The organism is Brassicibacter mesophilus, from assembly GCF_050433385.1.
GTDB lineage: Bacteria > Bacillota > Clostridia > Tissierellales > Proteiniboraceae > Brassicibacter > Brassicibacter mesophilus.
Genome location: NZ_JBNPXI010000010.1, coordinates 1 through 25,125 on the forward strand (window position 1 = coordinate 1; position 25,125 = coordinate 25,125).

Annotated in this window: 29 protein-coding genes and 1 riboswitch; of the genes, 27 read left to right on the forward strand and 2 right to left on the reverse strand. The window is 31.0% G+C overall.

All coding sequences use genetic code 11. The annotated features are described in order from the left end of the window. The first annotated feature begins 167 nt into the window (after positions 1–167). The 3 genes from asnA (at position 168) to HNR33_RS11785 (ending at position 2,754) form a co-directional block, all read left to right on the forward strand. Positions 168–1,181: an aspartate--ammonia ligase gene (gene asnA, locus HNR33_RS11775; RefSeq protein ID WP_429083523.1), complete on the forward strand. Its 1,014-nt coding sequence runs from the start codon at positions 168–170 to the stop codon at positions 1,179–1,181. A 107-nt stretch (positions 1,182–1,288) separates the two neighbouring features. After that, positions 1,289–1,762, forward strand: a complete 474-nt coding sequence (locus HNR33_RS11780) for a hypothetical protein (protein WP_429083525.1) — start codon at positions 1,289–1,291, stop codon at positions 1,760–1,762. Between the two features lie 56 nt (positions 1,763–1,818). Then, positions 1,819–2,754 carry an aminoglycoside phosphotransferase family protein gene (locus HNR33_RS11785; RefSeq protein WP_429083526.1) on the forward strand — a complete coding sequence of 312 codons (936 nt, stop codon included), beginning with the start codon at positions 1,819–1,821 and terminating at the stop codon, positions 2,752–2,754. 64 nt (positions 2,755–2,818) lie between these two features. Here the strand turns inward: HNR33_RS11785 and HNR33_RS11790 are convergent, their stop codons facing one another. After that, positions 2,819–3,013, reverse strand: coding sequence for a hypothetical protein (locus tag HNR33_RS11790; protein WP_429083528.1), 195 nt, complete (start codon positions 3,011–3,013; stop codon positions 2,819–2,821). A 182-nt stretch (positions 3,014–3,195) separates the two neighbouring features. Between HNR33_RS11790 and HNR33_RS11795 the strand changes: the two genes are divergently transcribed. The 16 genes from HNR33_RS11795 to HNR33_RS11870 all read left to right on the forward strand — a co-directional run bounded on the left by HNR33_RS11795 (position 3,196) and on the right by HNR33_RS11870 (position 15,573). Beyond that, positions 3,196–3,369 carry a hypothetical protein gene (locus tag HNR33_RS11795; protein WP_429083529.1) on the forward strand — a complete coding sequence of 58 codons (174 nt, stop codon included), beginning with the start codon at positions 3,196–3,198 and terminating at the stop codon, positions 3,367–3,369. A 155-nt stretch (positions 3,370–3,524) separates the two neighbouring features. Next, positions 3,525–4,145, forward strand: a complete 621-nt coding sequence (locus HNR33_RS11800; RefSeq protein WP_429083531.1) for a DedA family protein — start codon at positions 3,525–3,527, stop codon at positions 4,143–4,145. An 11-nt stretch (positions 4,146–4,156) separates the two neighbouring features. Continuing rightward, positions 4,157–4,834: a TIGR01906 family membrane protein gene (locus HNR33_RS11805; RefSeq protein ID WP_429083532.1), complete on the forward strand. Its 678-nt coding sequence runs from the start codon at positions 4,157–4,159 to the stop codon at positions 4,832–4,834. Positions 4,835–4,912: 78 nt separating this feature from the next. Beyond that, positions 4,913–5,887, forward strand: coding sequence for a restriction endonuclease (locus tag HNR33_RS11810; protein WP_429083534.1), 975 nt, complete (start codon positions 4,913–4,915; stop codon positions 5,885–5,887). Between the two features lie 64 nt (positions 5,888–5,951). Then, positions 5,952–6,053: riboswitch (THF riboswitch) on the forward strand. A gap of 71 nt (positions 6,054–6,124) precedes the next feature. Beyond that, complete coding sequence (locus tag HNR33_RS11815; protein WP_429083535.1) at positions 6,125–6,895, forward strand: folate family ECF transporter S component; 771 nt, start codon at positions 6,125–6,127, stop codon at positions 6,893–6,895. Between the two features lie 55 nt (positions 6,896–6,950). Continuing rightward, the gene (locus tag HNR33_RS11820; protein WP_429083537.1) at positions 6,951–7,523 is read left to right on the forward strand and encodes a flavodoxin family protein; all 573 of its coding nucleotides are present in this window, start codon (positions 6,951–6,953) and stop codon (positions 7,521–7,523) included. Positions 7,524–7,673: 150 nt separating this feature from the next. After that, positions 7,674–8,246, forward strand: coding sequence for a phosphate propanoyltransferase (gene pduL / locus HNR33_RS11825; RefSeq protein ID WP_429083539.1), 573 nt, complete (start codon positions 7,674–7,676; stop codon positions 8,244–8,246). A 13-nt stretch (positions 8,247–8,259) separates the two neighbouring features. Then, positions 8,260–8,931 carry a deoxyribose-phosphate aldolase gene (gene deoC, locus HNR33_RS11830; RefSeq protein WP_429083541.1) on the forward strand — a complete coding sequence of 224 codons (672 nt, stop codon included), beginning with the start codon at positions 8,260–8,262 and terminating at the stop codon, positions 8,929–8,931. Between the two features lie 125 nt (positions 8,932–9,056). Next, positions 9,057–9,869: a metallophosphoesterase gene (locus tag HNR33_RS11835; protein WP_429083543.1), complete on the forward strand. Its 813-nt coding sequence runs from the start codon at positions 9,057–9,059 to the stop codon at positions 9,867–9,869. A gap of 96 nt (positions 9,870–9,965) precedes the next feature. Then, the gene (hgcA, locus tag HNR33_RS11840) at positions 9,966–11,051 is read left to right on the forward strand and encodes a mercury methylation corrinoid protein HgcA (RefSeq protein WP_488167841.1); all 1,086 of its coding nucleotides are present in this window, start codon (positions 9,966–9,968) and stop codon (positions 11,049–11,051) included. A 21-nt stretch (positions 11,052–11,072) separates the two neighbouring features. After that, complete coding sequence (locus HNR33_RS11845) at positions 11,073–11,282, forward strand: 4Fe-4S dicluster domain-containing protein (protein ID WP_429083545.1); 210 nt, start codon at positions 11,073–11,075, stop codon at positions 11,280–11,282. A gap of 146 nt (positions 11,283–11,428) precedes the next feature. After that, entirely contained in the window at positions 11,429–12,181 is a 753-nt protein-coding gene (locus tag HNR33_RS11850; RefSeq protein ID WP_429083547.1) for a YwaF family protein, read from the forward strand. A gap of 108 nt (positions 12,182–12,289) precedes the next feature. Beyond that, on the forward strand, positions 12,290–12,967 hold the full coding sequence (locus tag HNR33_RS11855) for a metal-dependent hydrolase (RefSeq protein ID WP_429083548.1): 678 nt from the start codon (positions 12,290–12,292) through the stop codon (positions 12,965–12,967). Between the two features lie 92 nt (positions 12,968–13,059). Further along, on the forward strand, positions 13,060–14,022 hold the full coding sequence (locus HNR33_RS11860; protein ID WP_429083550.1) for a 1,4-dihydroxy-2-naphthoate polyprenyltransferase: 963 nt from the start codon (positions 13,060–13,062) through the stop codon (positions 14,020–14,022). 91 nt (positions 14,023–14,113) lie between these two features. After that, entirely contained in the window at positions 14,114–14,545 is a 432-nt protein-coding gene (locus HNR33_RS11865; protein WP_429083552.1) for a DUF2383 domain-containing protein, read from the forward strand. Between the two features lie 215 nt (positions 14,546–14,760). Then, entirely contained in the window at positions 14,761–15,573 is an 813-nt protein-coding gene (locus tag HNR33_RS11870; protein WP_429083554.1) for an alpha/beta fold hydrolase, read from the forward strand. Between the two features lie 122 nt (positions 15,574–15,695). On the opposite strand, the gene HNR33_RS11875 is transcribed toward HNR33_RS11870, so the two are convergent. Next, complete coding sequence (locus tag HNR33_RS11875; RefSeq protein WP_429083555.1) at positions 15,696–16,022, reverse strand: DUF1904 domain-containing protein; 327 nt, start codon at positions 16,020–16,022, stop codon at positions 15,696–15,698. A 171-nt stretch (positions 16,023–16,193) separates the two neighbouring features. On the opposite strand from HNR33_RS11875, the gene HNR33_RS11880 reads away from it, so the two are divergent. From HNR33_RS11880 to HNR33_RS11915, 8 genes are all read left to right on the forward strand, one after another. Next, positions 16,194–18,896: a sigma-54-dependent transcriptional regulator gene (locus tag HNR33_RS11880; protein WP_429083556.1), complete on the forward strand. Its 2,703-nt coding sequence runs from the start codon at positions 16,194–16,196 to the stop codon at positions 18,894–18,896. A 247-nt stretch (positions 18,897–19,143) separates the two neighbouring features. Then, complete coding sequence (locus tag HNR33_RS11885) at positions 19,144–20,058, forward strand: N-acetylglucosamine kinase (protein WP_429083558.1); 915 nt, start codon at positions 19,144–19,146, stop codon at positions 20,056–20,058. Beyond that, positions 20,055–20,366 carry a PTS sugar transporter subunit IIB gene (locus tag HNR33_RS11890; RefSeq protein ID WP_429083560.1) on the forward strand — a complete coding sequence of 104 codons (312 nt, stop codon included), beginning with the start codon at positions 20,055–20,057 and terminating at the stop codon, positions 20,364–20,366. Before HNR33_RS11885 ends, HNR33_RS11890 begins: the two co-directional genes overlap by 4 nt. A 79-nt stretch (positions 20,367–20,445) precedes the next feature. Then, entirely contained in the window at positions 20,446–21,729 is a 1,284-nt protein-coding gene (locus HNR33_RS11895; protein WP_429083562.1) for a PTS sugar transporter subunit IIC, read from the forward strand. Positions 21,730–21,859: 130 nt separating this feature from the next. Continuing rightward, a complete protein-coding gene (locus HNR33_RS11900; protein WP_429083564.1) occupies positions 21,860–22,168 on the forward strand; it encodes a PTS sugar transporter subunit IIA in 309 nt (102 codons plus the stop codon). 78 nt (positions 22,169–22,246) lie between these two features. After that, on the forward strand, positions 22,247–23,581 hold the full coding sequence (locus HNR33_RS11905; RefSeq protein WP_429083566.1) for a 6-phospho-beta-glucosidase: 1,335 nt from the start codon (positions 22,247–22,249) through the stop codon (positions 23,579–23,581). A 1-nt stretch (position 23,582) separates the two neighbouring features. Then, on the forward strand, positions 23,583–24,677 hold the full coding sequence (locus tag HNR33_RS11910) for a DUF871 domain-containing protein (protein ID WP_429083568.1): 1,095 nt from the start codon (positions 23,583–23,585) through the stop codon (positions 24,675–24,677). A gap of 132 nt (positions 24,678–24,809) precedes the next feature. Continuing rightward, positions 24,810–25,109: a hypothetical protein gene (locus HNR33_RS11915; RefSeq protein ID WP_429083569.1), complete on the forward strand. Its 300-nt coding sequence runs from the start codon at positions 24,810–24,812 to the stop codon at positions 25,107–25,109. The last annotated feature ends 16 nt before the right edge of the window (positions 25,110–25,125 follow it).

The window sequence follows — 25,125 nt, forward strand, 5'->3', positions numbered from 1 at the left end:
TTGAACAATGTGAAAGCCAGCGTCTTTAGGCGCTGGCCGGTAACAGCCCCTTATAGGGGCAGAGCAAACCACCCGTTAGACGGGTGGTGCTGATTTTCAAAAAAATATGTTTGTGAATAAGAAAACTTAAACTATATTAAATTTACTAAAACTAAGGAGGCAAAATTATGGTAAACAGTTTATTAATACCTGATGAGTATTTCTCGAATCTTGATGTAATAAGTACTGAGATAGCAATTAAGAAACTTAAAGATTTTTTTGAAGAGGAGTTAGCAAAGGAACTTAATTTGACTAGAGTATCTGCACCACTTTTTGTTAGACCAGAAACTGGACTTAATGATAACTTAAATGGTATTGAAAAGCCGGTATCATTTATGGTAAGAAGTGATAATAACTCTAAACTGGAGATAGTTCATTCCTTAGCCAAATGGAAAAGAATGGCGTTGCATAAGTATGGATTCAAACCTGACGAAGGTCTTTATACCGATATGAATGCAATAAGACCTGACGAAGATTTGGATAACATACACTCAATATATGTTGATCAATGGGACTGGGAGAAGGTTATAGAAAAAACTCAAAGAAATGAAGAGACTCTTAAAAGTATAGTTAGTGGGATATTTGGTGTATTCAAAAGAACTGAAGATTATGTTTCAAATCTTTATCCACAGCTTGCTAGAATCTTACCGGAAGAAATCACATTTATTACAACACAAGAATTAGAAGATAAGTACCCTCAGCTTACTCCAAAAGAGAGAGAGCATGCTATATCAAAAGAAAAAAAGGCTGTATTTATTATGAAGATAGGTGATGTTCTTAAGTCAGGAATAAAGCATGATGGAAGATCACCGGATTATGATGATTGGGATCTAAATGGAGATATAATATTTTGGAATCCAGTTCTTAATCAAGGGTTAGAATTATCGTCTATGGGAATAAGAGTAGATGCAAATGCTTTAAGCAGACAGCTACAGAAAGCTGACTGCGAAGACAGAAGTGAACTCGAGTATCATAAGTTACTATTAGAAGAAAAGCTGCCACTTACAATTGGTGGAGGTATAGGGCAGTCAAGAATATGTATGTTCTTCCTTCAAAAGGCTCACATTGGTGAAGTACAGGCGTCTATTTGGCCAGAAGATATGATTGACAAATGTAAAGAATCGAATATTTACTTGCTATAAATTGATACAAATAGAGATATACATTTAGCTTTGTATATCTCTATAATTATGTTATTATATTGTAAGAAGGAAATAGAATGTAATATTTTTATAGGGAGTTAGACTTTATGGCTATCAATAAAAAAAACATGTATTTTTTATTATTAGGGATTGGAATAGGAATGCTAGTAACTAGCCTGCTAAATATGATTTACCCAGAAGTTAAACATACTCAGTACACCGACGAACAGATAAAGCAGAGAGCTACTGAATTAGGGATGGTTTCTTTAAAAGATGTTATTAATGAAAATGAAAAAGAGAAGGAAATGGCTGCAAAAGAAAAAAATGATGATAATGCAGCTGCAACCAACGAGAATAAACAAAAACAGGAATCTGAAACAGTTAGCTTCATAATAAGAAAAGGGGATACAAGTGAGGAAATAGTTGAAGGGCTTTATGAACAAAAAATCATAACGGATAAAGAAAAATTAATGGATGTTATTATACAGAAAAATGCACAACGTAGGTTTAATTATGGAAAGTATGATATACAAAAAGGAATAGACTATGAAGCTTTAGTTGAAATTCTAACAAAAAAGTAGCAAATAATACTTGATAAGACCCTTTGCTGAAAATTGCAGTCTGTGGGGGAATTTAAATGAGCTATATTAATGAGAGATTAGAAAATATAATCAATGAAACTATAAAAGGAAACTACAGCATTAAGGATATTGGACATCATCAGCTTGGAAGACACTATGTATATGAAATCACTGGAGAAGATAAATCAGAATATATATTAAAAATATACGGGAAAGCATTTAGATTTTGCAATGAGATTATTGGACTGGAATTGCTAAACGAAAAGATAATATGTCCGAATATTATTAATAAAAGCAAATCAGAAAGTGAAGTCGAATGGCTACTTATGAATAAATTAGATGGAGTAGTATTAGAAGATGTTTGGAACGATATAACAACTGATAACAAAATAGCTATTATTGAAAAACTTGGTGAATTAATGGGGAAAATGCATAGCTGCTATAAATATGATTACTACGGTATATGGGAAACTTGTGGTACAGCAATCCTCAATCACAAGAATTTTATAGAGTATAGAAAAGATAAAGATAGAGTAATAATTAATAACATAATTAGCCAACAGCTACCTCATATGGAGTTGTTGGCAGACGCTTATTACAATTTGACAAAATATTATCAAACATTGTTTACTGATAGTTCTCCAAGGCTATGTCATCACGATTTTTCTCCAAGAAACATTCTAGTTGTAAAAGATGATGAGTATTGGAGAGTAAATGGAATCATTGATTTTGAGCATTGCTATCCGGATGATCCAGACATAGACTTTACTGATCTATATCAAACAATTTTTCTTGATGAACCATACTTGGCTAAATATTTAATTAATGGATATTCTAAATATATGAGTATTTCTGAGGACCTAGCTTATAAAATGCAGTATTATTTATTAAATAAAGGATTATTTATATGTAGCTGGGCATATGAATACACCATAGATTATTATAATCAAGGAGTTAATCTACTAAGAAGACTGCTATATAATAATCCATAAAAGGGAGTGGATAGTAATTAATATCCACTTTCTTATTTATTAGGTACAAGTAGAGTTTTTATTGTTAGTATTTGAAATTAGATCCACCAAATAAGAAGATAATTATAATAATAATAAGAAATAACCAAATATAGCCATCAAAAAAATAGTTTGTGATTGCTTCTTTGTTTTCTACAATATTTATTTCTGGTCTTTCATTTTCTGGCTGCTTTATCTGTTCTAATTTTGGCTCAATATTGATTCTTTTTCTTCTAGCCATTATACGGCACCTCCTTTTATACGCTCAATATATATTATGTTAGTTATAGTATATTGTTACTTGTCTAGAAGGTGTTAATGTACTACTTTGAATTATTAAATCTTTAATATAGATTTTAGAATATTTTAGTTCTCTCTTTATCATACTATTAATGAATGAGTTAATAGTAAAGGAGTGGTACGATGCAAAACAATGTTAATTTTGAAGATATTAAAAAAAGATTCCAAAATGCAAGTGTTGATGAAAAGATACAAATATATACTACAACACAAGGACTAACAGTTGAACAATTTAAAGAGCTTCTTAGAATGTTTCCTATACAGCATTTAGATAAACTAGAAAGAGCAATGGCATGAGACCCGGATAACCGGGTTTTTTCTTTATATATCATAAAATGTTAAAGAATTCTATTAATAATGAGTGTTGATTTTATAGCAATTTTCTAATATTATACTTTTCAGGATAAGTTTTTCGGGTAATAATATTTTGAAAAATATAAGGGGAAGATTTTATGGAGCAAGCTATAGTTCAATTTGCAAAAAATATTGTTTTAAACAATACATTATTATCATATATATTCTTTTTTTTATCTCAATCATTACAGGTATTATTTCCACCTTATCCTGGAGATATGATTCTTATTTTAGAAGGATATTTATCAGGATTAGTTGGATTAAATACACTATTGATTGTAGCAAATGCAGTTACTGCAACAATTCTCTCGTCTGTTTTGCTATACAATATAGGATGGGTAAAAGAAGAGAAAATTTTACATTTGAAAATAATACATTACCTATTTGAAACTGGCAAAATAGACAAGCTTAAGAAGCTTTTTAAGAAACTAGGTGTGTCTGTTATAATATTAAGTAAGTTTATACCGGGAATTTATTCGTTAACAGTATTAGCTGCAGGTATATTTAAGCTCAATAAGAGGAATTCATATATTGCAATTTCAGTTATATCATTTTTACATAATACTGCATTTATAATGCTTGGTAAAGTTGTTGGAGAGAACTGGTCTATAATATTTAACAAAATAAACATATACAATAAGTACATAAGCATTATATTAATAGCTGGAGTTCTTATATACTTACTATTATTATCACTTAAAAAGAAACTGCTAGAATAAGGGGGATTATCTTGAAAAAGACATTACTGTTCAAAATTTTACTAGTTATTTCGTTACCTTTATTATTACTTCTTACAAATATAGAAGTAGCTACATTTGACTTAAGCTTTTTTGAAAAAAAGTATACTGAATATAACATCATGGATGAAACAGGAATAGATAAAGAGAACCTTATGAAAGTTACAGAGGGGCTACTTGATTATCTAAAAGACAAAAGACAGGATATTATTATGTTTACCGAAGTAAATGGGGAGGTCGAGCAAGTATTTGAGGAACGAGAAATCCTACATATGAAGGACGTAAAAGATCTATTTGATAAGGGGTATAGATTAAGAAATATATTCTTATTTACATCTATCATATCTATGGCTTACATGGTATTATTTCAAAGAAAGCAGCTTGGTAAGACATTCTTGATTTCGGCCATTTGGCCGCTGGTATTGATGATCATTTTAGCCATATTAATGTATATCGATTTTTACAAATATTTCACTTACTTCCATGAGATTTTCTTTACTAATGACTTGTGGTTGCTTAATCCTAAAACAGATATTCTTATTCAAATGCTCCCGTTAGAATTCTTTAATAGTATAGCTTATAAAATAGTTGTATTTTTTACTATAGAACTAGCTTTAATTTTGATAATAGGGACAGTTCTATATAAAAAAAGCAAGCATATTCAAAACTGATTGTAAGCAATAATTACCCTCAAATAGTTATAGATTATTTCATTTTTGGAAATAATTTAGAAAAATAGGAGGGTTAAAATGGATACTAATGTATATATAAAGAAAGTAAAAAATAAGTTGACTGAAACTACAAATAAAATAAGGCTGCGAAGATACTATACTGAGAAATTAAGTGAAGGTAAAACTTATATAGCTACAATAGTAGACAAGATTGTTTTTAGATCTTTTATTACCTTAATTTGCTTTTTATTTATTAACATTAACACAAAGAGTATATTATTTTCTTTACTAATTACATTCCAACTGTTTATTTTATACAACATTTTAGCTTATAAAATAAATCAAAAAAGATTAAATAAAAGAATTGAAAAAATAAATCATGTAGTTGTAGGTGAAAAAATACTTAAAGATTTACTAAATAAGTCTCCCTATGATTTTGAGGAATACATTAAAGAAATTCTTGAGAAATGTGGGTTCCAAAGCATCGAATCAGTAAATAGAAAAGATATAGACCTAATAGGGACTTTAGGTAATCAGAAAACAGGGATAAAGCTTTACCAATACAATAGCGATTATAAAGTAAGTATTAACAATATAAGAGATTTTTTTCTTGAACTAAGGGAACTGGACATTTCAGAAGGGATAGTAATTACAACATCCACATTTTCTAAAGACATTAATAATTTTTTGCCTAAACTAAAAAACTACGCTGCCATTAGGTTATTTAATCTAGAAGCAATTATTAAGCTAATGAAAAAAGCAGATATGTATCCTTCAGAATCAGAAATTAAAAGAATAATTCTAAGTGAAATAATAGAAGGTAGGCCTAAGTTAAAGAACTATAAAGATACGGTGCTTTCTAAGAATAAGACATTAAAATATTTTGTTATCAGCTTTATATTGATGATGTTTAGTAGAATTACTCCATACAAATCATACTATAAGATAGTTTCTTATATATTAGTGTTTATTGGTGTTATTTCCATTATTGGTATAGTCATTGAGTTTTTTGCTAATAGAGCTACTGCTCAAGAAGATAATAATATTTTGTAGAAATAACACAAAGTCAAAAGTATTTACAATAGCAAATAAATAATATAGAATATGCTTGTTAAAAGACAGAGTAGGTAAAGCGCGTTAAGTGTTAAAGGATGGGAAGTTGCCTTTGAACGAAGGGCTTATCGAAGTAAGTCTGCGATACTTTACTGCATCCGCTGTTACATTAGAGAGCTGATCTTCTCTTTAGTGTGGCAAAAGACTGTCACATAAAAGAGAAGGGAGGTGAAGTAAGTGATCAAATTGTCATCAAGAAAGTTGATGGACACAAGAACACTTGTAGGAGCTAGCTTGCTTACTGGGATAAGTATAATATTGACAAGAGCATTTTCTGTTATTTTACCACTTGCAGGTCTTCCTGCTTTAAGGTTTGGATTTGGAGAGATACCCCTTGCTGTTACAGGTATATTATTTGGACCTTTAGCTGGTGGATTAAGCGGTGCAGTTGCTGATATACTTGGAGTAATAATAAATCCTCAGGGAGCATTTTTCCCAGGGTTTACACTGAGCAGTATTTTATGGGGAGTAATACCAGGCATTATTTATAAATTAATTAGAAAAAGAATGTTTCGTATTAACTTCAACATTATAAATACCTCGGTACTAATAGGATTAGCTTTTGGAGTAGTAAATGTTTTGTTTAGTAATAATGTATTGACATTGAAAAACGGGACATACTATTTATATGCTAAACCTATGCCTATATTCTATGCTGTAGGTTACGTAGCTATTGTTTTAGCTTTTATTGTTGTGCCAATCATAGTAAGTAGAAAAGAAAAGCAAAAGAACAAGTTATACACCTTAGACAAAATTCTTTTTACCATCACTGTTCCATACGTAATAATATCATTAGGGCTGAATACTCTTTGGCTTTCTATTATGTTCCAAAAAGGATTTGTAATACTTTTGCCAGGTAGAATATTAGCTGGGTTGGCAGTTATACCAATGCATTCAACTATAGTATATACGCTTTCTAAGTATTTTAAATATGTTAAAGAAAAATAATAATAAGCTACTAGTCTATCTAGTAGCTTTAATTTTAAGGAGGGTAAATTCACACATGAAAAAAGTTTTAGCTATAATGGGTAGCCCTAGAAAAAATATGAATACAGACAAGCTTCTTGACAGTGTATTAGATGGAGTTAAAACTACTGGTGCGCAAATAAAGAAAATATACCTTAAAGACCTTAAATTTTCACCATGCATAGGTTGTGATTCATGTACTAAAACGGGAATATGCTTTATGAAAGATGATATGAAAAGTGTTTATGAGGATTTCAATACTAGTGATGCTATAATAATTGCTTCTCCACTATATTTTAATACTGTAAGTAGTTTAACAAAAATGATGATAGACAGATGTCAAGTTTATTGGTCAAGCAAATACGTTTTGAAGAATCCATCTATTGATGTGAATAAAAAGAGAGAAGGGTTATTTATTTCTGTTGGTGGAGCGCCGTTTAAAGAGGATCATTTTATTGCATGTATTCCTGTGATGGATTTGTTTTTTAAAGCGATCAATACTAAATATAAAGATAATATTTTTGCATCTCATACAGACGCTTCGCCAATATGGGAGAGGAAAGAATTATTAGCAGAAGCTTATAATAAAGGAACTAAAATATTTGAATAAATGATGATAGTTTCTCATACTCATGTAAAGTAACTCATAAAGATTTTTATGTGACATTTGATTTTTCTCACTAAAAGCTTTATAATCTTATTGTTAGATCGTTTGTTAAATGTCAACAATATATAAAAGATACATAAGGAGGAAGAAAGTATGAGAAAAGAACTACCGATAGCATTATCAAACAGACACGTACATCTAAGCAAAGAACATATTGAAACATTATTTGGTGAAGGATATGAGCTCAAAAAGATGAAAGACCTTTCACAACCGGGACAATATGCATGTGAAGAAAAAGTTGATGTAGTTGGACCTAAAAATACATTAAAAGGTGTAAGAGTATTAGGACCAGCTAGAGGAAACACCCAGATTGAGGTATCATTAGCTGATGGATTTGTATTAGGTGTTGTACCACCAGTTAGAGATTCAGGTGATTTAGCTGGAAGTCCAGGAGCTAAGCTTATAGGACCTAAAGGCGAAGTTGAAATAAGTGAGGGAATAATAGCAGCTGCAAGACATATTCATATGCATACATCTGATGCTGAAGAATTTGGGGTAAAAGATAAAGATAGAGTAAAAGTAAGAATATCAGGAGAAAGAGGACTTGTATTTGAAAATGTCTTAGTAAGAGTGCATGAAAACTATGCATTAGAAATGCACGTAGATGTAGAAGAAGGAAATGCCGCAGGAGTAAAAAATGGCAATATAGTTGAATTAATAAAATAATGGAGGTATCTTGATGAATAACATAGCTTCGTTTATCGATCACACCATTTTAAAACCAGATACAACAAAAGAAATGGTAAGGAAGGTTTGTGAAGAAGCAAAAAAGTATAATTTCGCTTCTGTATGTGTTAATCCTTACTATGTAAAATACGTTAGCGAACAGCTTAGTGGAACAAATGTAAAGGTCACTTCTGTCATTGGGTTCCCTTTAGGAAGTTCTACTAAAGAGATTAAAGCTCTTGAGGCTAAGAATGCTATAGAAAATGGAGCTCATGAGTTAGACATGGTTATTAACGTTGGAGCTTTAAAGGATAAGGATTATGACATTGTAAGAGAGGATATAAAGGCAGTAGTTGAGGCTGCAAAAGGAAAAGCTTTATTAAAAGTTATAATCGAAACTTGTTTGTTAACTGATGATGAAAAAGTAATGGCATGTAAGCTTTCAAAAGAAGCTGGCGCAGATTATGTTAAGACTTCTACTGGATTTAGTACAGGAGGAGCTACTGAACATGACATTAAGCTTATGAGAGAAACTGTAGGATCAGAAATGGGAGTTAAAGCTTCTGGTGGTATAAGAGATCGTGAAAAAACTGAGGCTATGATAAACGCAGGAGCAACAAGAATTGGAGCTAGTTCATCTGTAGCAATAGTTCAAGGAAAAAATTCTGCTGAAGATACTTACTAAAGATAGCTCATTTATAAAATTGAGTAGTGAAATTATAGGATAGATGGTATACAATATACTTATCTATCCTATTTATTTTTTTGCATTCTAATTATCATATATTTCTCAATGAAAGGAAATGTGTTATGAAAAGTATTATTAAATATTGCAGTATCATATTATTGATAACACTAATTATAGTTATTTTTGAAATAAGATATCCAAAAGTAAACCATGTGTCTATAAGATCGAGTAAAATAAATAGAGGAAAACAGTTAAAAATTCTTCAATTATCTGATATTCATAATAAGATCTACTTAAATAAAAATGATAAGCTCATAAAAAAGATAAAAGAACTTAATCCAGATATTATAGTAATTACTGGTGATTTGATTGATTGGAAAACAAGGGAGTATGGTGATATATATTTATTGGTTGAAAAATTAGCTGAAGTCAATGCTAATATATATTTTGTTTCAGGAAATCACGAATGGAGAAATGGAAATGTTGAACAGCTTGTAAAAGAACTTACGCGAAGAGGGATAACTATTATAAATAATTCTAATGAGATTTTTTTTAACAATAATATTCAGGTAAATATGTGTGGAATAGATGACCCTTATTCAAACCATGATGATCTAGATACAGCTTTAAATAGCATAGACAGAAATCTATATACAGTGTTGTTATCACATTCACCTAATATAATATTCAAGAAAGATGTTAGTCAAATAGATCTTATATTATCTGGTCATACTCATGGAGGGCAGATAAGGCTTCCAGGTATAGGAGCAATTGTTGTACCAGGGCAAAAAATATTTCCTAAATATGATAAAGGATTGTTTAATGTTTCAGAATCAACTAAACTATATATAGATAGTGGGCTAGGTACAAGTGTATATCCAATTAGATTGTTCAATAGAAGTCAGATGACACTAATAAAAATACAAGGGATATAATTTTATGAAAGGAGTATCTATATGAGCACAGATGTTTCTAAGAGTAAAGCATGTTGAGTAGTTGAAAAACCAAAGTCTTCTAGTTTAGAAGAAAAATTGAAAGATAAAATTAGACAAAAAGAAGAGATTGTAGATGATAAAAAAATTAAGCATCTGTTAAAGGGACGGATAGAAACTTCTTCTGGGGAAGTAAACGTTTTAACTACTGAACTCATGGCTATAGATAAAATAAGAAATATAGGAGTAAGATTAGGAATAGGTAGGGATGATTACAGAGTTCCTGTAGGCATCTATGCAATAGGTGCTCCGAACGAAGAGTCTCCAGTATTGGTAACAGCAAATTATAAACTAACAGTAGATAAGCTAAGGATAGAGCTTGAAGGGCTAAATCTATGGCTTCTAGTAATTGACACAAAAGGTGTAAATGTTTGGTGTGCAGCAGGTAAGGGTACATTTTCTACTGAAGAAATAATTTATAGAATACAAAAAACTAAGCTTAAGAAGCTAGTTACTCACAATCAATTAATTTTGCCACAGTTAGGTGCACCAGGTATAAGTGCTTACGAAATTACCAGATTTACAGGATTTAAGGTTATATACGGACCAGTATATGCTAGGGATATAAAAGAATTTTTTAAGAATAACTATGAAGCAACAGAAGAAATGAGAAGAGTTAGATTCAGTCTTTTAGAGAGGGTAGTTGTCTCACCACTTGAAGCAGTAAGGACTATTAAATATTTACCTTTTGTGTTCATATTTTTTTTATTAATGCAATTACTTGAAGGGAACGATGGAGGAGTTACTCAGGCGTTGGAAAATGGATTAATAAATACTGTACCTTATGCTATAGCAGTAATAATTGGCACGATATTAGTTCCCATACTTCTGCCAATACTTCCGTTTAGGATGTTCTCTATGAAGGCACTTATTCTAGGGGGCATATGGTCAGTCGTTGTTATTAAATATTCTAGTGCGTTTAATTATGATAATAATTTTATGATTTATATTAGTAATTCATTATTATTAACTTCAATAATAAGTTTTTTAGGTATGAATTTTACTGGAAGCACAACTTTTACATCTTTGTCTGGTGTAAAAAAAGAGACGCTGCTGACGGTACCTGTTGTAGTGGCTGCTTCACTTGCAGGCGTAGTGCTTATGATACTTGAAAAATTTGTATAGGTCAGAAGGGGGTAAAGAGACATGGAGTATATTAAAAATGTGGCAAAAATAGAAATTCATTCTGAGAGATGTACAGGATGTGGTATCTGTGTTAATGTGTGTCCCCATGCTGTAATCAGGATAAAAGAAGGCAAGGCTTTCTTGGATAATAAAAACAGATGTATTGAGTGCGGGGCGTGTGGTAAGAATTGCCCTGTAAACGCTATTGAGGTTGAAGCAGGAGTTGGTTGAGCTTATGCTATCATAAAAGGCTGGCTCACAGGTAGTGAGACAAACTGCTGCTAATTATTAAATGATTCATCAAAATTAAAAGGATACTGAAACAACAGAAAATTTGAGAAGTACTAAAAGTACTATAGATAAAATGGAGGCAATATATGAATCATATTATTGATCAATTATTTAAATCATCAAACCCAGGACTAATACCATTTTCTTTGCAGCATATTATTTTACTAATTGCACCAATTGTTTTGATACTACTATTAGTGCTAAACAAAGAAAGGCTTAAGAGTAAAAAATATTCGTGTGTAATTAAAAATGGACTATTAATAATGCTGCTTATACATCAGGTATTGTTATACACATGGTATTTATTTACAGAAAGCTTTAATATAAAGGATGCTCTTCCCCTCTATCCATGTAGGATATGTGGTATACTTTGCATAGTACTATTAATAAAAATGAACAAACAGTTATTTGATTTGCTTTTTTTCTGGGGGCTGCCTGGAGCTACTATAGCACTTTTAGTACCTGATACTTCTAATCTAGGATTCCCTAACGCTATGTTTATACAGTTTTTTATTGGGCACATAGGGATATTAGTAGCTATCGTATATCTTTTGCTCATACAGAACTATTATCCTACAAGAAAATCGCTATTAAATTGCTATAAAATTAGTTTTGTTTATGTAGCAGGAATAATTATATTCAATAAGCTTGCTAATAGCAACTATGCTTATTTGGCCGAAAAACCCAGTAGTTCTTTTTTAGATAAATTGCCTGGGTATCCGTTTCACATACCGATTTTTGTTGGCTTTATGTTTTTATCATTTTATATAATTCAGGCTTTATGGACTTTTCTTTTTTATACAGATAATATAACTAATACAGCTGATACTACCATATAGACAGTCATGGCATTTTTGGTTTACTAAAATGCAAAAGTATTATAAAATTAAGGTAAATGCCTAATCGGGTAATTTTTCGTTTATTATATTAACTAGGATGGTGATATAATGAAAATTAGATTTCTTGGACATTCTGCCTTTATGATTGAAGGCAGAACAATTAAGGCTTTAGTTGATCCGTTTATTAGTGGGAACCCAAACAGTGGCATAGGTGTGGATGAGCTAAAAGGAATTACGCATATTTTTGTTACACATGGTCATGGCGATCACTTAGGAGACACTATAAACATTGCCAAGAGTAATAATTCAAAAGTAATATGTAACTTTGAAATTGGTCAATATCTCAGCGATAAAGGGTTATCTGTGCATACTATGCATATAGGTGGAAGAACAAGCTTTGAGTTTGGCATAGTTAAGATGACACCAGCGCTACATGGATCTGGAATATATAATGGAGAGTATTTTATCTGTGGAGGAAATCCATGTGGTTTTTTAATTAAGTTAGAAGGGAAAAAGGTTTACCATGCTGGAGATACAGGACTTACAATGGATATGAAGCTACTAGAGGATGAAAATATTGATGTAGCATTGATTCCTATAGGAGGAAACTACACTATGGACATATATGATGCAGCTAAGGCTGTAGAATTTATAAAGCCTAAATTAGTTGTTCCAATGCATTATAATACATTTCCAGTAATAAAGGCTGATCCAGAAAAGTTTAGAGAAAGTGTTCGAAATACAGGGGTAAGAGTTATGTCAATAGGAGAAACTATCGAAATATAGCTTCTAGATTGCTCAATATTTAAAATGCTATATACTAGAATACATAGTATATAGCATTAATTTTGCTTATAACTAAAGATGGGGGTAGAAAAATGACATTAACTAGTTATCTTAAATTAGTGGAAATACAAACAAAAGTTGCTAGTGTGTTCCCTTTTTTATTAGGAACAGTGTATACGTTATACAGATTTAAAGCATTTAATCCAGCAAACTTTATAATTATGTTCATTTCTTTGATATCCATAGATATGGCAACAACAGCGATCAATAACTATTTTGACTATATAAAGGCCAAGAAAAAGCATGGGTTTAATTACGAGAGCCATAATGCAATAGTTAAGTATGGTTTAAAAGAATATACAGTACTAGCGGTTATAGGTGTATTGCTAACGACTGCTACAGTATTTGGAATCATGCTGTACACTAAAACAAATATAATAGTTTTAATATTAGGAGCTATATCCTTTGTTGCAGGTGTAATGTATTCTTTTGGACCAGTTTCTATTTCTCATACCCCTTTAGGAGAATTATTTTCTGGAATATTTATGGGATTTATAATTGTATTTATATCTATATACATTCATATATTTAATGAAAATATTTTGACCCTCACATATATTAATGGCTTGTTGAATATTAGGATAGATATTAAAGAAATATTGTATATTGCACTTGTGTCAATACCTGCAATACTGACTATTTCAAATATTATGCTTGCAAATAATATATGTGATATAAAAGATGATATTGAAAACAAAAGATACACCTTACCAATATACATAGGTAAATCAAATGCATTAAAGCTTTTTAAAATATTGTATCGTATTGTTTATATTGACATCGTGATACTTATTATACTAAGAATAGAACCTATTGTTTCAGTTGTTGTATTATCCACATTAATACCTGTTAGCAAGAATATAACTCAATTTTTTAAAAAGCAAACAAAGAAAGACACTTTTGCTTTAGCAGTAAAAAACTTTCTATTGATAAATGGTACACATGTACTGGCATTAGGAATAGGTGTAGTTATTAAGCTGATAAAAGCTTTATGATATAAAAAATTATTATAATTGACTCCTAAAATTATAGTGATAAGGGAATACTAAAGCTATGAACTATATTAATATGAAAGGGGTCAGTTGAATGGATAAGGATGTAAAACCAATAAAATCTCTTAATCAATTACTACAGGGAGAATATATGGCTGTTGATGCGTTCAATGTCTTTATATCAAAGGTTGAGGAAGAAAAAGTGAAAAAGACATTTCAACAAGTTCAGGACAACCATAGAAACAATATAAAGACATTGGCCAAATTTATTCAAGATATGGGAGGCCAGCCTGATGAAAATATTGGGCTAAAAGGAAATATGGCAGACATGAAAATAAACATAGAGCTAGGGTCAAAGGCTGATACTTCTCGAGTAGTAAAGAAAGCTATTGAAGGTGAAACTCAAGGTATAAATATGGCTGAGAAGGTATTGAGAGGTAACTTAGAGGATAAATCAAGAGATATAGCAGGAGAAATACTTCACAAAGATAGAAGTGCTCTTGATAAATTAAGAACCTTAATGTAATATCAAGCTAAAAAAACATAGTGTACGAATTGCATACAAATAGATTGTACAAAAATCAAACAATTTAGTTGTATTATTTCATTAGAATATTGTTACTAGCGCTATGCCTGTGAATTCAACACATATATTCTAAACATTCTCTAGAATCTGTATAATTGGTTGGCATGTTATTTGCTTGTATAAATATTAAGAATATTATATAGGAGGTAACATATATGGCTAATTTCAATTTTAATGGAGTTAATTTATACTATGAAGTAAGAGGTGATAAAAACTCAAAAAATGCTATAGCTTTTTTAAACGGTGTAATGGCTTCTGTAAATAGCTGGAATTACCAAATCCCAATATTTGAGAAAATGGGATGGAAAATAATTTTACATGATTTCAAAGGACAAATGCTATCAGATAAACCTGAAGGGCCATATACATTTGAACAGCATGCTAAAGAAGCTAAAGCACTTTTCGAATACTTAGGAGTGGAAAAAGTTCATTTAGTGGGCACATCTTATGGGGGAGAAGTAGGGATGAAATTTTCTATTCTATTTCCTGAGATGACTCAATCATTAAGTGTAATTAATTCTGTGAGCGAATTAGATAACGTTTTAGACCTATTTATTTCTGGATGGAAAGTATTGGCACGTTTAGAAGACGGAGAGCAATTTTTCTGGGGAATGGCACCATCTATATATGGTGATAATTTTATGAAAAAAAATGCTTCATTTCTTGAAGATAGAGCATCTGCACTCGCAAAAATACCGTCAGACTATTTTAGAGGACAACTGATTCTATATGATACATTTGAAAGGGATGTCTATATGACTGATAGTCTACATAAGATAAAATGTCCTGCATTGGTTGTATGTGGACAAGACGATTTATTAAAGCGACCAAAATTCTCTCAAGTTATTGCAGATAATATTTTGAACTCTGAATATGTATTAATTCCTGATTGCGGGCATGTGACAATATTTGAAAAACCAGAGGTTTTGAATAGTATTCTTCTAGGATTTATAATGAAGAATAGTTAGGGACTTTTACGAGTTCCTGCTTTTAAAAAATATATTTTCGAAAAGGACCCTTAATAACTTTAATATAACAAATAAAACGACCACTGAAAATACGCTTCTTATATTTTCAGTGGTCGTTTCATTTAAAAGTGTTTTCCGTTCTCATAATATGAAGATTCTTTGAACAAAGTAAAAAATATATCGCATGCAGAGTATCCTGCGTTTTTAAGCTCTTCTGTTATTATCTCAGCAACTTTATCTTGTATCTCTTGACCTCTATCGAACCAAGCAACTTCAATAAATGGGTATCCATTTGATATTTTTCCTTCGTTTATAAATGTTGATGGAATATGTTCTAGAGTAAAGTACTCTCTTGGGCATTTCAATATGTTTTCTAGTTGATCTACAAGTGAAATTGAAATAGTGCATATATCTTCTACTTTAACTCCTCTAAATTTTAGCTGCGGCATTATACTCCTCCTCTAAAAGATTATAAGATTTTTTCTATACTTAATATATAACTATAATGTAGAAAATTCAAGTATAAGTAGTTTAATGCAGGTTCTTTTGTTTGAAAATTGCGACATATAATAGTAAAATAAATGTATAAATATCATAAAAATGGGAACAAGGGGGATAAAATGAGGAGGATTACTCAGATATATGAAATGCTTGTGAAAATTGAACAACAAAATCAAGATGGAGTTACAGCAGCAGAATTGAGTGAAAAGCTTAAAATAGATCGTACTAATACAAGTAGATATTTAAACCAGCTTTATAATGAAGGAAAAATTCAAAAATCAAATGGCAGACCTGTATTTTATAGAACAAAATCTTCCTGTCCAACTCATAATACTGTTGTAAATAACGAATATAGTTTAGACATGATAGTAGGTGCTAATCAAAGTTTATCAATACCTATACAAAAAGCAAAAGCAGCAGTTTTATATCCTCCTAAAGGCTTACATACACTTTTGCTTGGTGAAACAGGTGTTGGAAAATCGATGTTTGCAGAAATGATGTATAAATTTGCAAAGGAATCATTGACGATAGAAGATGATGCACCGTTTATACGATATAATTGTGCTGATTATGCAGATAATCCTCAACTTCTTATAGGTCAGATATTTGGAGTTAAAAAAGGAGCATTTACTGGTGCAGAACGTGATAAAGACGGCTTATTGAAGAAAGCTGATGGAGGATTTCTTTTTTTGGATGAAGTCCACAGATTATCAGCTCAAGGCCAAGAAATGCTCTTTACTTTTATAGACAAAGGTTATTTTAGACCTTTAGGAGAAACTGAAAAGGTTACTTACGTAGACGTAAGACTTATAGCAGCTACAACAGAGGATACACACTCATATTTACTTGATACTTTTTCTAGAAGAATACCTATGATCATTAAGATGCCTCCATTAAGAAAGCGAAGCATATGTGAAAGATATTCTCTTGTAGAGACTTTTATCAATGAAGAATCTAGCCGGATAGGAAATACTATCTATATAAATAGGAATTCGTTAATCTCTTATCTGATTTATGAATGCCCTAACAACATAGGCCAGCTTAAAAGTGATATTCAGCTAGCTTGTGCTAAAGCATTTTTAAACTATAAGTCGTCAGATATAAGGTATATACTGATTACTCAAAATGATATTCCAAATCATGTTAGAAAAGGATTAATGAAGATAAAGTATTATAGAGAAGAAATTGAGCATGTGCTGATTAATAAAGATAATATATTAGGGTTTAGTAAAAATGAATACATTGACTTGTATAACGACTATGAAGTAGATAATCCTGAAGATTTTTATAACTTGATAGAGAGAAAGCTTGAATCCCTAAAGTCCATAGGTATTGAAGAAAATGAAATAAATGAAATACTAAATATAGATATAGAAGCTCATTTTCAAAAATATATTGGAAATATATCGAGAAAATTCAGAAAAAATGAGATTATTAAGATTGTTGATATAGAAATAGTTGAAGTAGCAGAAGAAATATTAGGACTTGCACAGAAAAGTTTTAATCGAGAATTTGATGAAAAGATTTATTATGGTCTAGCACTTCACTTAAAAAGTAGTATAGAAAGAATAAGGAACGGAGAAAAAATATATAATCCTAAGCTTAACTTTATAAGAGTTAACCATGAAGAAGCTTTCTTATTTGCCATGAAAATAGCTAAGCTAATTGACAATAGATTTGATATTGAGACACCTGTTGATGAAATAGGATATTTAACCATGTTTCTAACATCAGGTTCGTATGAGTTAGACAATGATCAGCAGAAAAAAGTTTCAGTAATCTTAATAATGCATGGAAATTCTACGGCTAGCAGTATGGCGGATGTTGTTAATAGCTTGATTGGTATAGACCATGCTATTTCACTTGATATGCCTCTTAATATGAAGCCTGAAATAATGTATGATATGGTTAGAAATAAGATACTTGACATTGAACAAGGCAAAGGAGTCATATTATTAGTTGATATGGGATCTCTTACGGGGTTTGGAGATATGCTACATGAAGAAATAGGAATAAAAATAAAAACTATAGATAAGGTTAGTACTCCAGTAGCATTAGAGATATGCAGAAAGGCAGTTATGGGATATGATATTGATCAGGTTTATAGTTCATTTAAAGATAAAAATAGTAATTTTGAAAACATATCTAATATGAAAGAAAATGAAAAAAATAATATTATAGTAACTGCTTGCTTCACAGGCCAAGGCTCGTCAGTTAAGCTAAAAGAGATAATACAAGACAGCTTGACGGATTATGAATATGTAGAATACGTTGCTTTAGAGATTTCCAGTCGTAGTGAGTTTATAAGAAACCTTAATAGTCTTAATAAAAAATATAATATTATATCTGTAATAAGCGCAATAGATATAGAAGTTGAGTATATTCCGTTGTTTTCACCAATAGAAATACTAGATGGAAGTGGTATTTCAAAAATAAAGAAGTTAGTTGAAGAAGAAGATATGTTTAGAAAAGTTGGGAAGTCCTTAAATGACCATATGACAGCAATAAGAGGAGAAGAAATAGTATATAATACAAAGCTTTTAATAAGCAATATTGAATATAGCCTAGATGTTAAAGTTCCTAGTGATGTAAAGCTAGGGGTCACACTACATATTTGCTTTTTAGTTGATAGTATACTAAATGGTATAGAAACTAAGAAATTTGAAAATTTGAAGGAATATAAAAGACAGCATGAATCTGAGCTTAGCAAAATAAAAAAATGTATGTCTTTAATAGAGAAAATATATAACATTGAGATAGGTGATAATGAACTAGCTTTTATATTAAAGCAGGTTTTATCAAATAGTGATACTGTGCAATAGTGTGTAAATGTTTTACACACTATTTTTATATAATTACACGCAGAAATTTTCATGGAAAAGTAACCTTTATAATTATATTTTCTGAAATCGTTCAGTTAGCTTGATACATGATATCATTCGTGAAAAAAAGGCACATTCTAAATTTGGCACGAATGTTGCTATATATTGATAATGTAATGGTTTCAAATATAAACATAATTATGTTTTCTGTACAAAGCCATATTTTGCATATGAGAGGAGGGAGAAAGTGAAGTATTATGTTGGTATTGATGGGGGTGGTTCAAAGACATTTGCATGCATAAGCGATGGACATAACATGATTTCTTCGGTCGAAGTAGGTGCTACTAATTATCATTCGGTGGGAATTGAGTCAGTACAAGTTGAACTGGAACGAATATTTCTATACTTATTAAAAGAGCTTCATATACAAAAAGATGATATAAGATCTTTGTGTTTGGGTTGTGCTGGAATAGACTGCACTAAAGATGAGCAGACAATCTATAACCTTTTTAGAAAAATCGGATATAAGAATAGATTACAGGTATGCAATGACAGTATTATCGCATTAGTAGCTGCTAATGGTAAAAAAACAGGTGGACTAATTATCAGTGGTACAGGCTCTATTGCAGTTGGAGTAGACGAGAATGGTCAAGTTTATAGAGTAGGGGGATGGGGACATATTTTAGATGATATTGGAAGTGGTTATTTTATAGGAAAAAGAGCTATTCAAGCTATTATGAAGTATTATGATGGAAGGGGTAGTAAGACTATACTATGGGATGAAATTAAGGAAAAGTTAAAAATAACTAGCCCAGAAGATTTAATACCTTATACATATGATAATAAGCTGTCAAAACAAATGATTTCATCTCTAGCTGAAAGTGTTATTAATGTTTCTAAATTTGATGGAGTTGCTAGAAATATAATAGATGAAGCAGTTAAAGGGCTTACAGATATGGCGATAACTCTTATTTCTAAAATTGACAAGTATGATATTCCTTTAGGATTATACGGCAGTATTTTATTGAAATCTGAAATTATAAGAGAAGAGTTGTGTAAACAAATCAATAACCATTATCCGGATATCATTATAAAAATACCTACTATAAGTGCTGCAGAAGGTGCTTTGATTTTAGCTATGGAAGGAGATGCATGTCAATGAAGAAAATATTATTAATATGCTCAGGAGGTATGTCTACTAGCTTACTTTCTACGAAGATGAGTAATGCGGCAGCAAAAAAAGGAATAGAAGTTAGTATATCTGCAGTTGCTGAAGCAGATGTAAAAAATAATATAGATGATGTTGATGTTTTGTTGCTTGGACCACAAGTTAGATATCTTCTTCCTAAAGTGAAAGAATTACTTGGGTCTAAAGAGGTTCCAGTAGACATTATAAATGGAATACATTATGGAACAATGAACGGTGAAGCAGTATTAGATCACGCATTAAAGATGATAAAAGGGGATTAACGGGAAAATAATTTTAGAATCAATTGATTCTAAAAAGAGAGAAAGTAGTATTTTAAAATTATACTAGGGGGATTGTAATATGGATGGTTTTTTAAGGTTTATGGAAAAACGATTTGTTCCTGTAGCATCTAAAATAGGTGGGCAAAGACACTTATTAGCTATACGTGATGGCTTTTGTTCAATTATGCCGATACTTTTAGCAGGTGCATTTGCAGTGTTATTAAATAATACTTTGGGTGCGTGGATTCCACCATTAGGTGCGATATTGACGCCAATAAATGGTAATGCATGGTGGGGTACGTTTGCAATAATAACTTTAGTTGTTACTTTTTCTATCTCATATCACTTAGCTAAAGGATACGGAGAAGATGGTCTTGCAGCTGGATTAATAGCTGTTGCTTCATTTTTCTGTATAATGCCACAAGCACATGGTGACGCAGGTTGGGGATATATTCACTGGGGATATCTAAATTCTTCAGGTTTATTCACTGGTATGATTGTTGCTCTAATTGCAACTGAAATATTTGTAAAACTAACAAAAAGAGGTCTAATAATAAAAATGCCTGAAAACGTACCTCCAGCAGTAGGTAAAGCTTTTGCATCAGTAGTGCCAGGCTTTGTTGCAATATTTGTCTTTGGAGCTATAGCCTTTATAATCAATAAGCTAGGAGCTAATAGCTTGTACGATATAATTTACAACGTAATTCAAAAACCATTACAAGGATTTGGCCAAAGTATAATATCAGTTTTATTATTACCTATCCTTATGAATTTATTTTGGTTCTTTGGATTACATGGAGCCAATATATTCGAACCAATAATGCAAAGTGTCTATTTACCAGCACTTGAAGCAAATGCTAGTGCAATACAACAAGGATTGGCAGCTCCTAATTTAATAACTAAGTCATTCTTTGATTCTTATGTACATTTAGGAGGTTCTGGTGCTACTTTAGCTTTGATAATTGCAATATTAATTGCTTCGAAGAAGAGAAAAGAATACAAAGAAGTTGCAAAGCTGTCTCTGGCTCCTGGAGTATTCCAAATAAACGAGACAGTTATATACGGATTACCAATAGTTCTTAACCCAATGTTATTTATACCTTTTTTAATCACACCTGGAATTCTTTCATTAATTGCATATATCGCAACTGCTACAGGTTTAGTACCTCCAACTTATGTCCCAATACCGTGGATTTCGCCAGTTGGCATTGGTGCTTTTCTAGCAACTGGAGGGGCTGGATTTGCTAGTATAAGAGCTGCTATTCTAGCTATAATAAACTTTGTGATTGCTATAATAATATATTTGCCTTTTATTAAACTATCAGATAGGCAGGTTAAAGATAAAGAAAAACAGAGTGCTTAATAAAGGGTAGGGTAAAGGGCATTTGCCCTTTACCTTGCTATTTGAGCTATACCAAATATTTTATGCTGTTTTTATAAGATAAAGGTATAATTAATATAAAAGGCTTTGAATAGAGGAAGGGGACATAAATATGGATTTTGAAATGGTCATAATAAATATTATAAACCATAGTGGAGAAGCTAGAAGCTTAAGCATGGATGGAATAAGATATGCTAAGAATAATGATATCGAAAAGGCAAGAAAATGCATCGAAGAAGCTAATGGAAAGCTTTCTCTTGCTCATAAAAGTCAAACAACTCTTATCCATGAAGAGGCACAAGGAAATAAGCAAGAACTATCATTACTTCTCGTTCACGCTCAAGACCACTTAATGAATGCAATAACTATAAGAGATTTAGCAAATGAGTTTATAGATATTTACAGCAAAATGACTGAGTAGGACAGCAGCCTATTCAGTCATTTAATATATAACTAAGCATAGTGAACAACTAAAAACTTTGATCAGGGAGGAACTACAATGGCAGGACTCAAAATAGCTGTTATCGGTGGAGGAAGTAGTTATACTCCTGAATTAATAGAGGGTTTTATTAAAAGATATGAAGAATTGCCCGTCAGTGAAATTTGGCTTGTGGATATAGAAAAAGGCAAAGAAAAACTAGAAATTGTATCAGATTTAGCTAGAAGAATGATAAAAAAGAAAGAAATGAGAATGAAAATAATTAATACTTTAGATAGACGAAAAGCTATCCAAGGAGCAGATTTTGTTCTTACACAGCTAAGAGTAGGAGGATTAGATGCTAGAGCGAATGATGAAAAGATTCCACTTAAATACGGTGCTATAGGACAAGAGACTGTTGGTGCAGGAGGGTTTGCAAAAGCAATCAGAACTATTCCAGTTATTAAAGAAATCTGCGATGATATTGAAGCATTATCTCCTAATGCTTGGCTTATTAACTTTACTAATCCTGCAGGAATAATTACTGAAATGGTATTGAAGTACACAAAGGTAAAAGTAATAGGCCTATGCAATGTTCCTATTAGTATGTCAAATAATATTTCGAAGATAATGGATGTGAATGTAAATAGAATAAAAATTGATTTTGTTGGTCTCAATCACATGGTGTATGGCAAAGAAGTATATCTTGATGGGCACATTGTTACTAATGAAGTACTTAATAAAATAGCCGATGGGGAAAGCTTCTCAATGAAAAATGTTCCAGATATGAGATGGGATACAGATTTTATCAAAGCTCTAGGTATGATTCCTTGTCCATACCATAGATATTACTATATGAAAGATGAGATGTTAAAGAAGCTGTTAAAAGATATGCAAACTAATATAAAAAGTAGAGCGGAACAGGTTATGGAAATAGAAAAGAAGTTATTTAATATATATGTGGATCCTTTACTTAATCATAAGCCGAAAGAATTAGAGGAAAGAGGAGGAGCATATTACTCAGATGCAGCAGTATCCCTTATAAGTGCAATATTTAATGATAAGAATGAGATTCATACTGTAAATGTAGAGAACAATGGAACTATTCCTGAATTACCCTATGAATCAGTTATAGAAACCAATTGTATAGTAAACAGAAATGGTGCTCATCCATTAAATATTGGCAAGCTTCCCGATAAAATTAGCGGTCTTATAAGAATGATAAAGGACTATGAAGCTTTAACTATTAAATCAAGTATGCAAGGAGACTATCATATTGCACTACAAGCTCTCATCGTAAATCCTTTAGTTCAATCTGTAGATAAAGCTATAAAAATTTTAGATGAAATATTGAAAGTGAATAGGGATTTTATTTACAGTTCATACAGCGAATATTTTAAAAAAATGGAGGTATGAAATGAAAAGATTAGGTATATCAATTTATCCCCATCATGGAACTTTGGATGAGAATAAAAATTATATAGATACTGCTAGCAGTTATGGTTTCGAGAGAATATTTTCTTGCCTGATTTCTACACAAGATAATAGTGATAAGTTAGTATCTGAGTTCAAAGACTTAGTAAACTATGCCAATGAGCTAAAAATGCAAGTTGTAGCTGATGTCAGTCCAGAAGTTTTTACAAAATTCAATATAAAATATGATGATCTAGGTTTTTTTCATGAGTTAGGTTTACATGGAATAAGGCTTGATATTGGATTTTCAGGAAATGAAGAAAGTATTATGACATATAATCCATACGGTTTAAAAATAGAAATCAATATGAGCAACGGTACGAAATATTTAGATAACATATTATCATATAAACCAAATGTAGAAAACTTAATAGGATGTCATAACTTTTATCCTCATAGATATTCAGGTCTTTCTAGAGAACATTTTTATAAATGCAGCAAACAATTTAAAGAAAGTGGAATTAAGACTGCAGCTTTTGTTTCTTCTAATGTCGGGAAAATTGGACCATGGAATGTAACCGAAGGGTTACCTACTTTAGAAGAACACAGGTTTTTACCTATAGAGGTACAAGCAAAAGATCTATTTAATACAGAATTAATAGATGATGTAATCATTTCTCACTGCTTCTCTTCACAAGAAGAATTAAAGTCTTTATCTAATTTAGATAAGAACATACTTACTTTAAATGTTAAATTAAATCAAAATATTTCTGAGATTGAACGTAAGATAGTGCTAGAAGAGTTTCATTTTAATAGAGGCGATGTGTCTGAATATATGATACGTTCTACTCAAAGCAGGGTAAAATATAAAAACAATACATTTGAGCTTTTTAATCCAGCTGAAATTAAAAGAGGAGACATTCTAATAGAGAGCTCACTATATGATAGATATGCAGGTGAATTGCAGATAGCATTAAAACCAATGACTAATAGCGGCAAAACTAATGTGGTTGGGAAAATTGTTGATGAAGAAATATATTTACTAGATTATATTAAACCGTGGCAAAAGTTTAAATTTAGACTTCTAGATGATCAGTAGAGTGAAAAGTACAGTATACTTCACTTTATAGGAGTTTTTGATTTTATTTTTATGATATAATACTGTTAATTGATTTGCTAAAATAATGCCTATTAGTACAAAAGAATAACTAAGATTAAGGAGGAGATGCAAATGATAAATTATGATTCAGATATAGTGTCAAATGAAGAGATGAAAGATAATTTTCATGTAATAAAAAAGAACTTGCCTATATTTAAAGATAAATTTGATATAGTTTTAAGAGATACAGATGGAGATGCTTCAGTTTCTGATTTAGATAGACTCATAAGAGAGTCCTTAGAAGAAGGAAATTTAAACTTTTCAGAAAAAAGAATATTAAATGGCTTCTATGAGACATGGATGGCTATATTTATGATGGTTGGAAGCGCTGAAAAATCTCTTGAAATACTTTTTCGAGACATAGAAGTCTAGTTTTATATCAGACAAT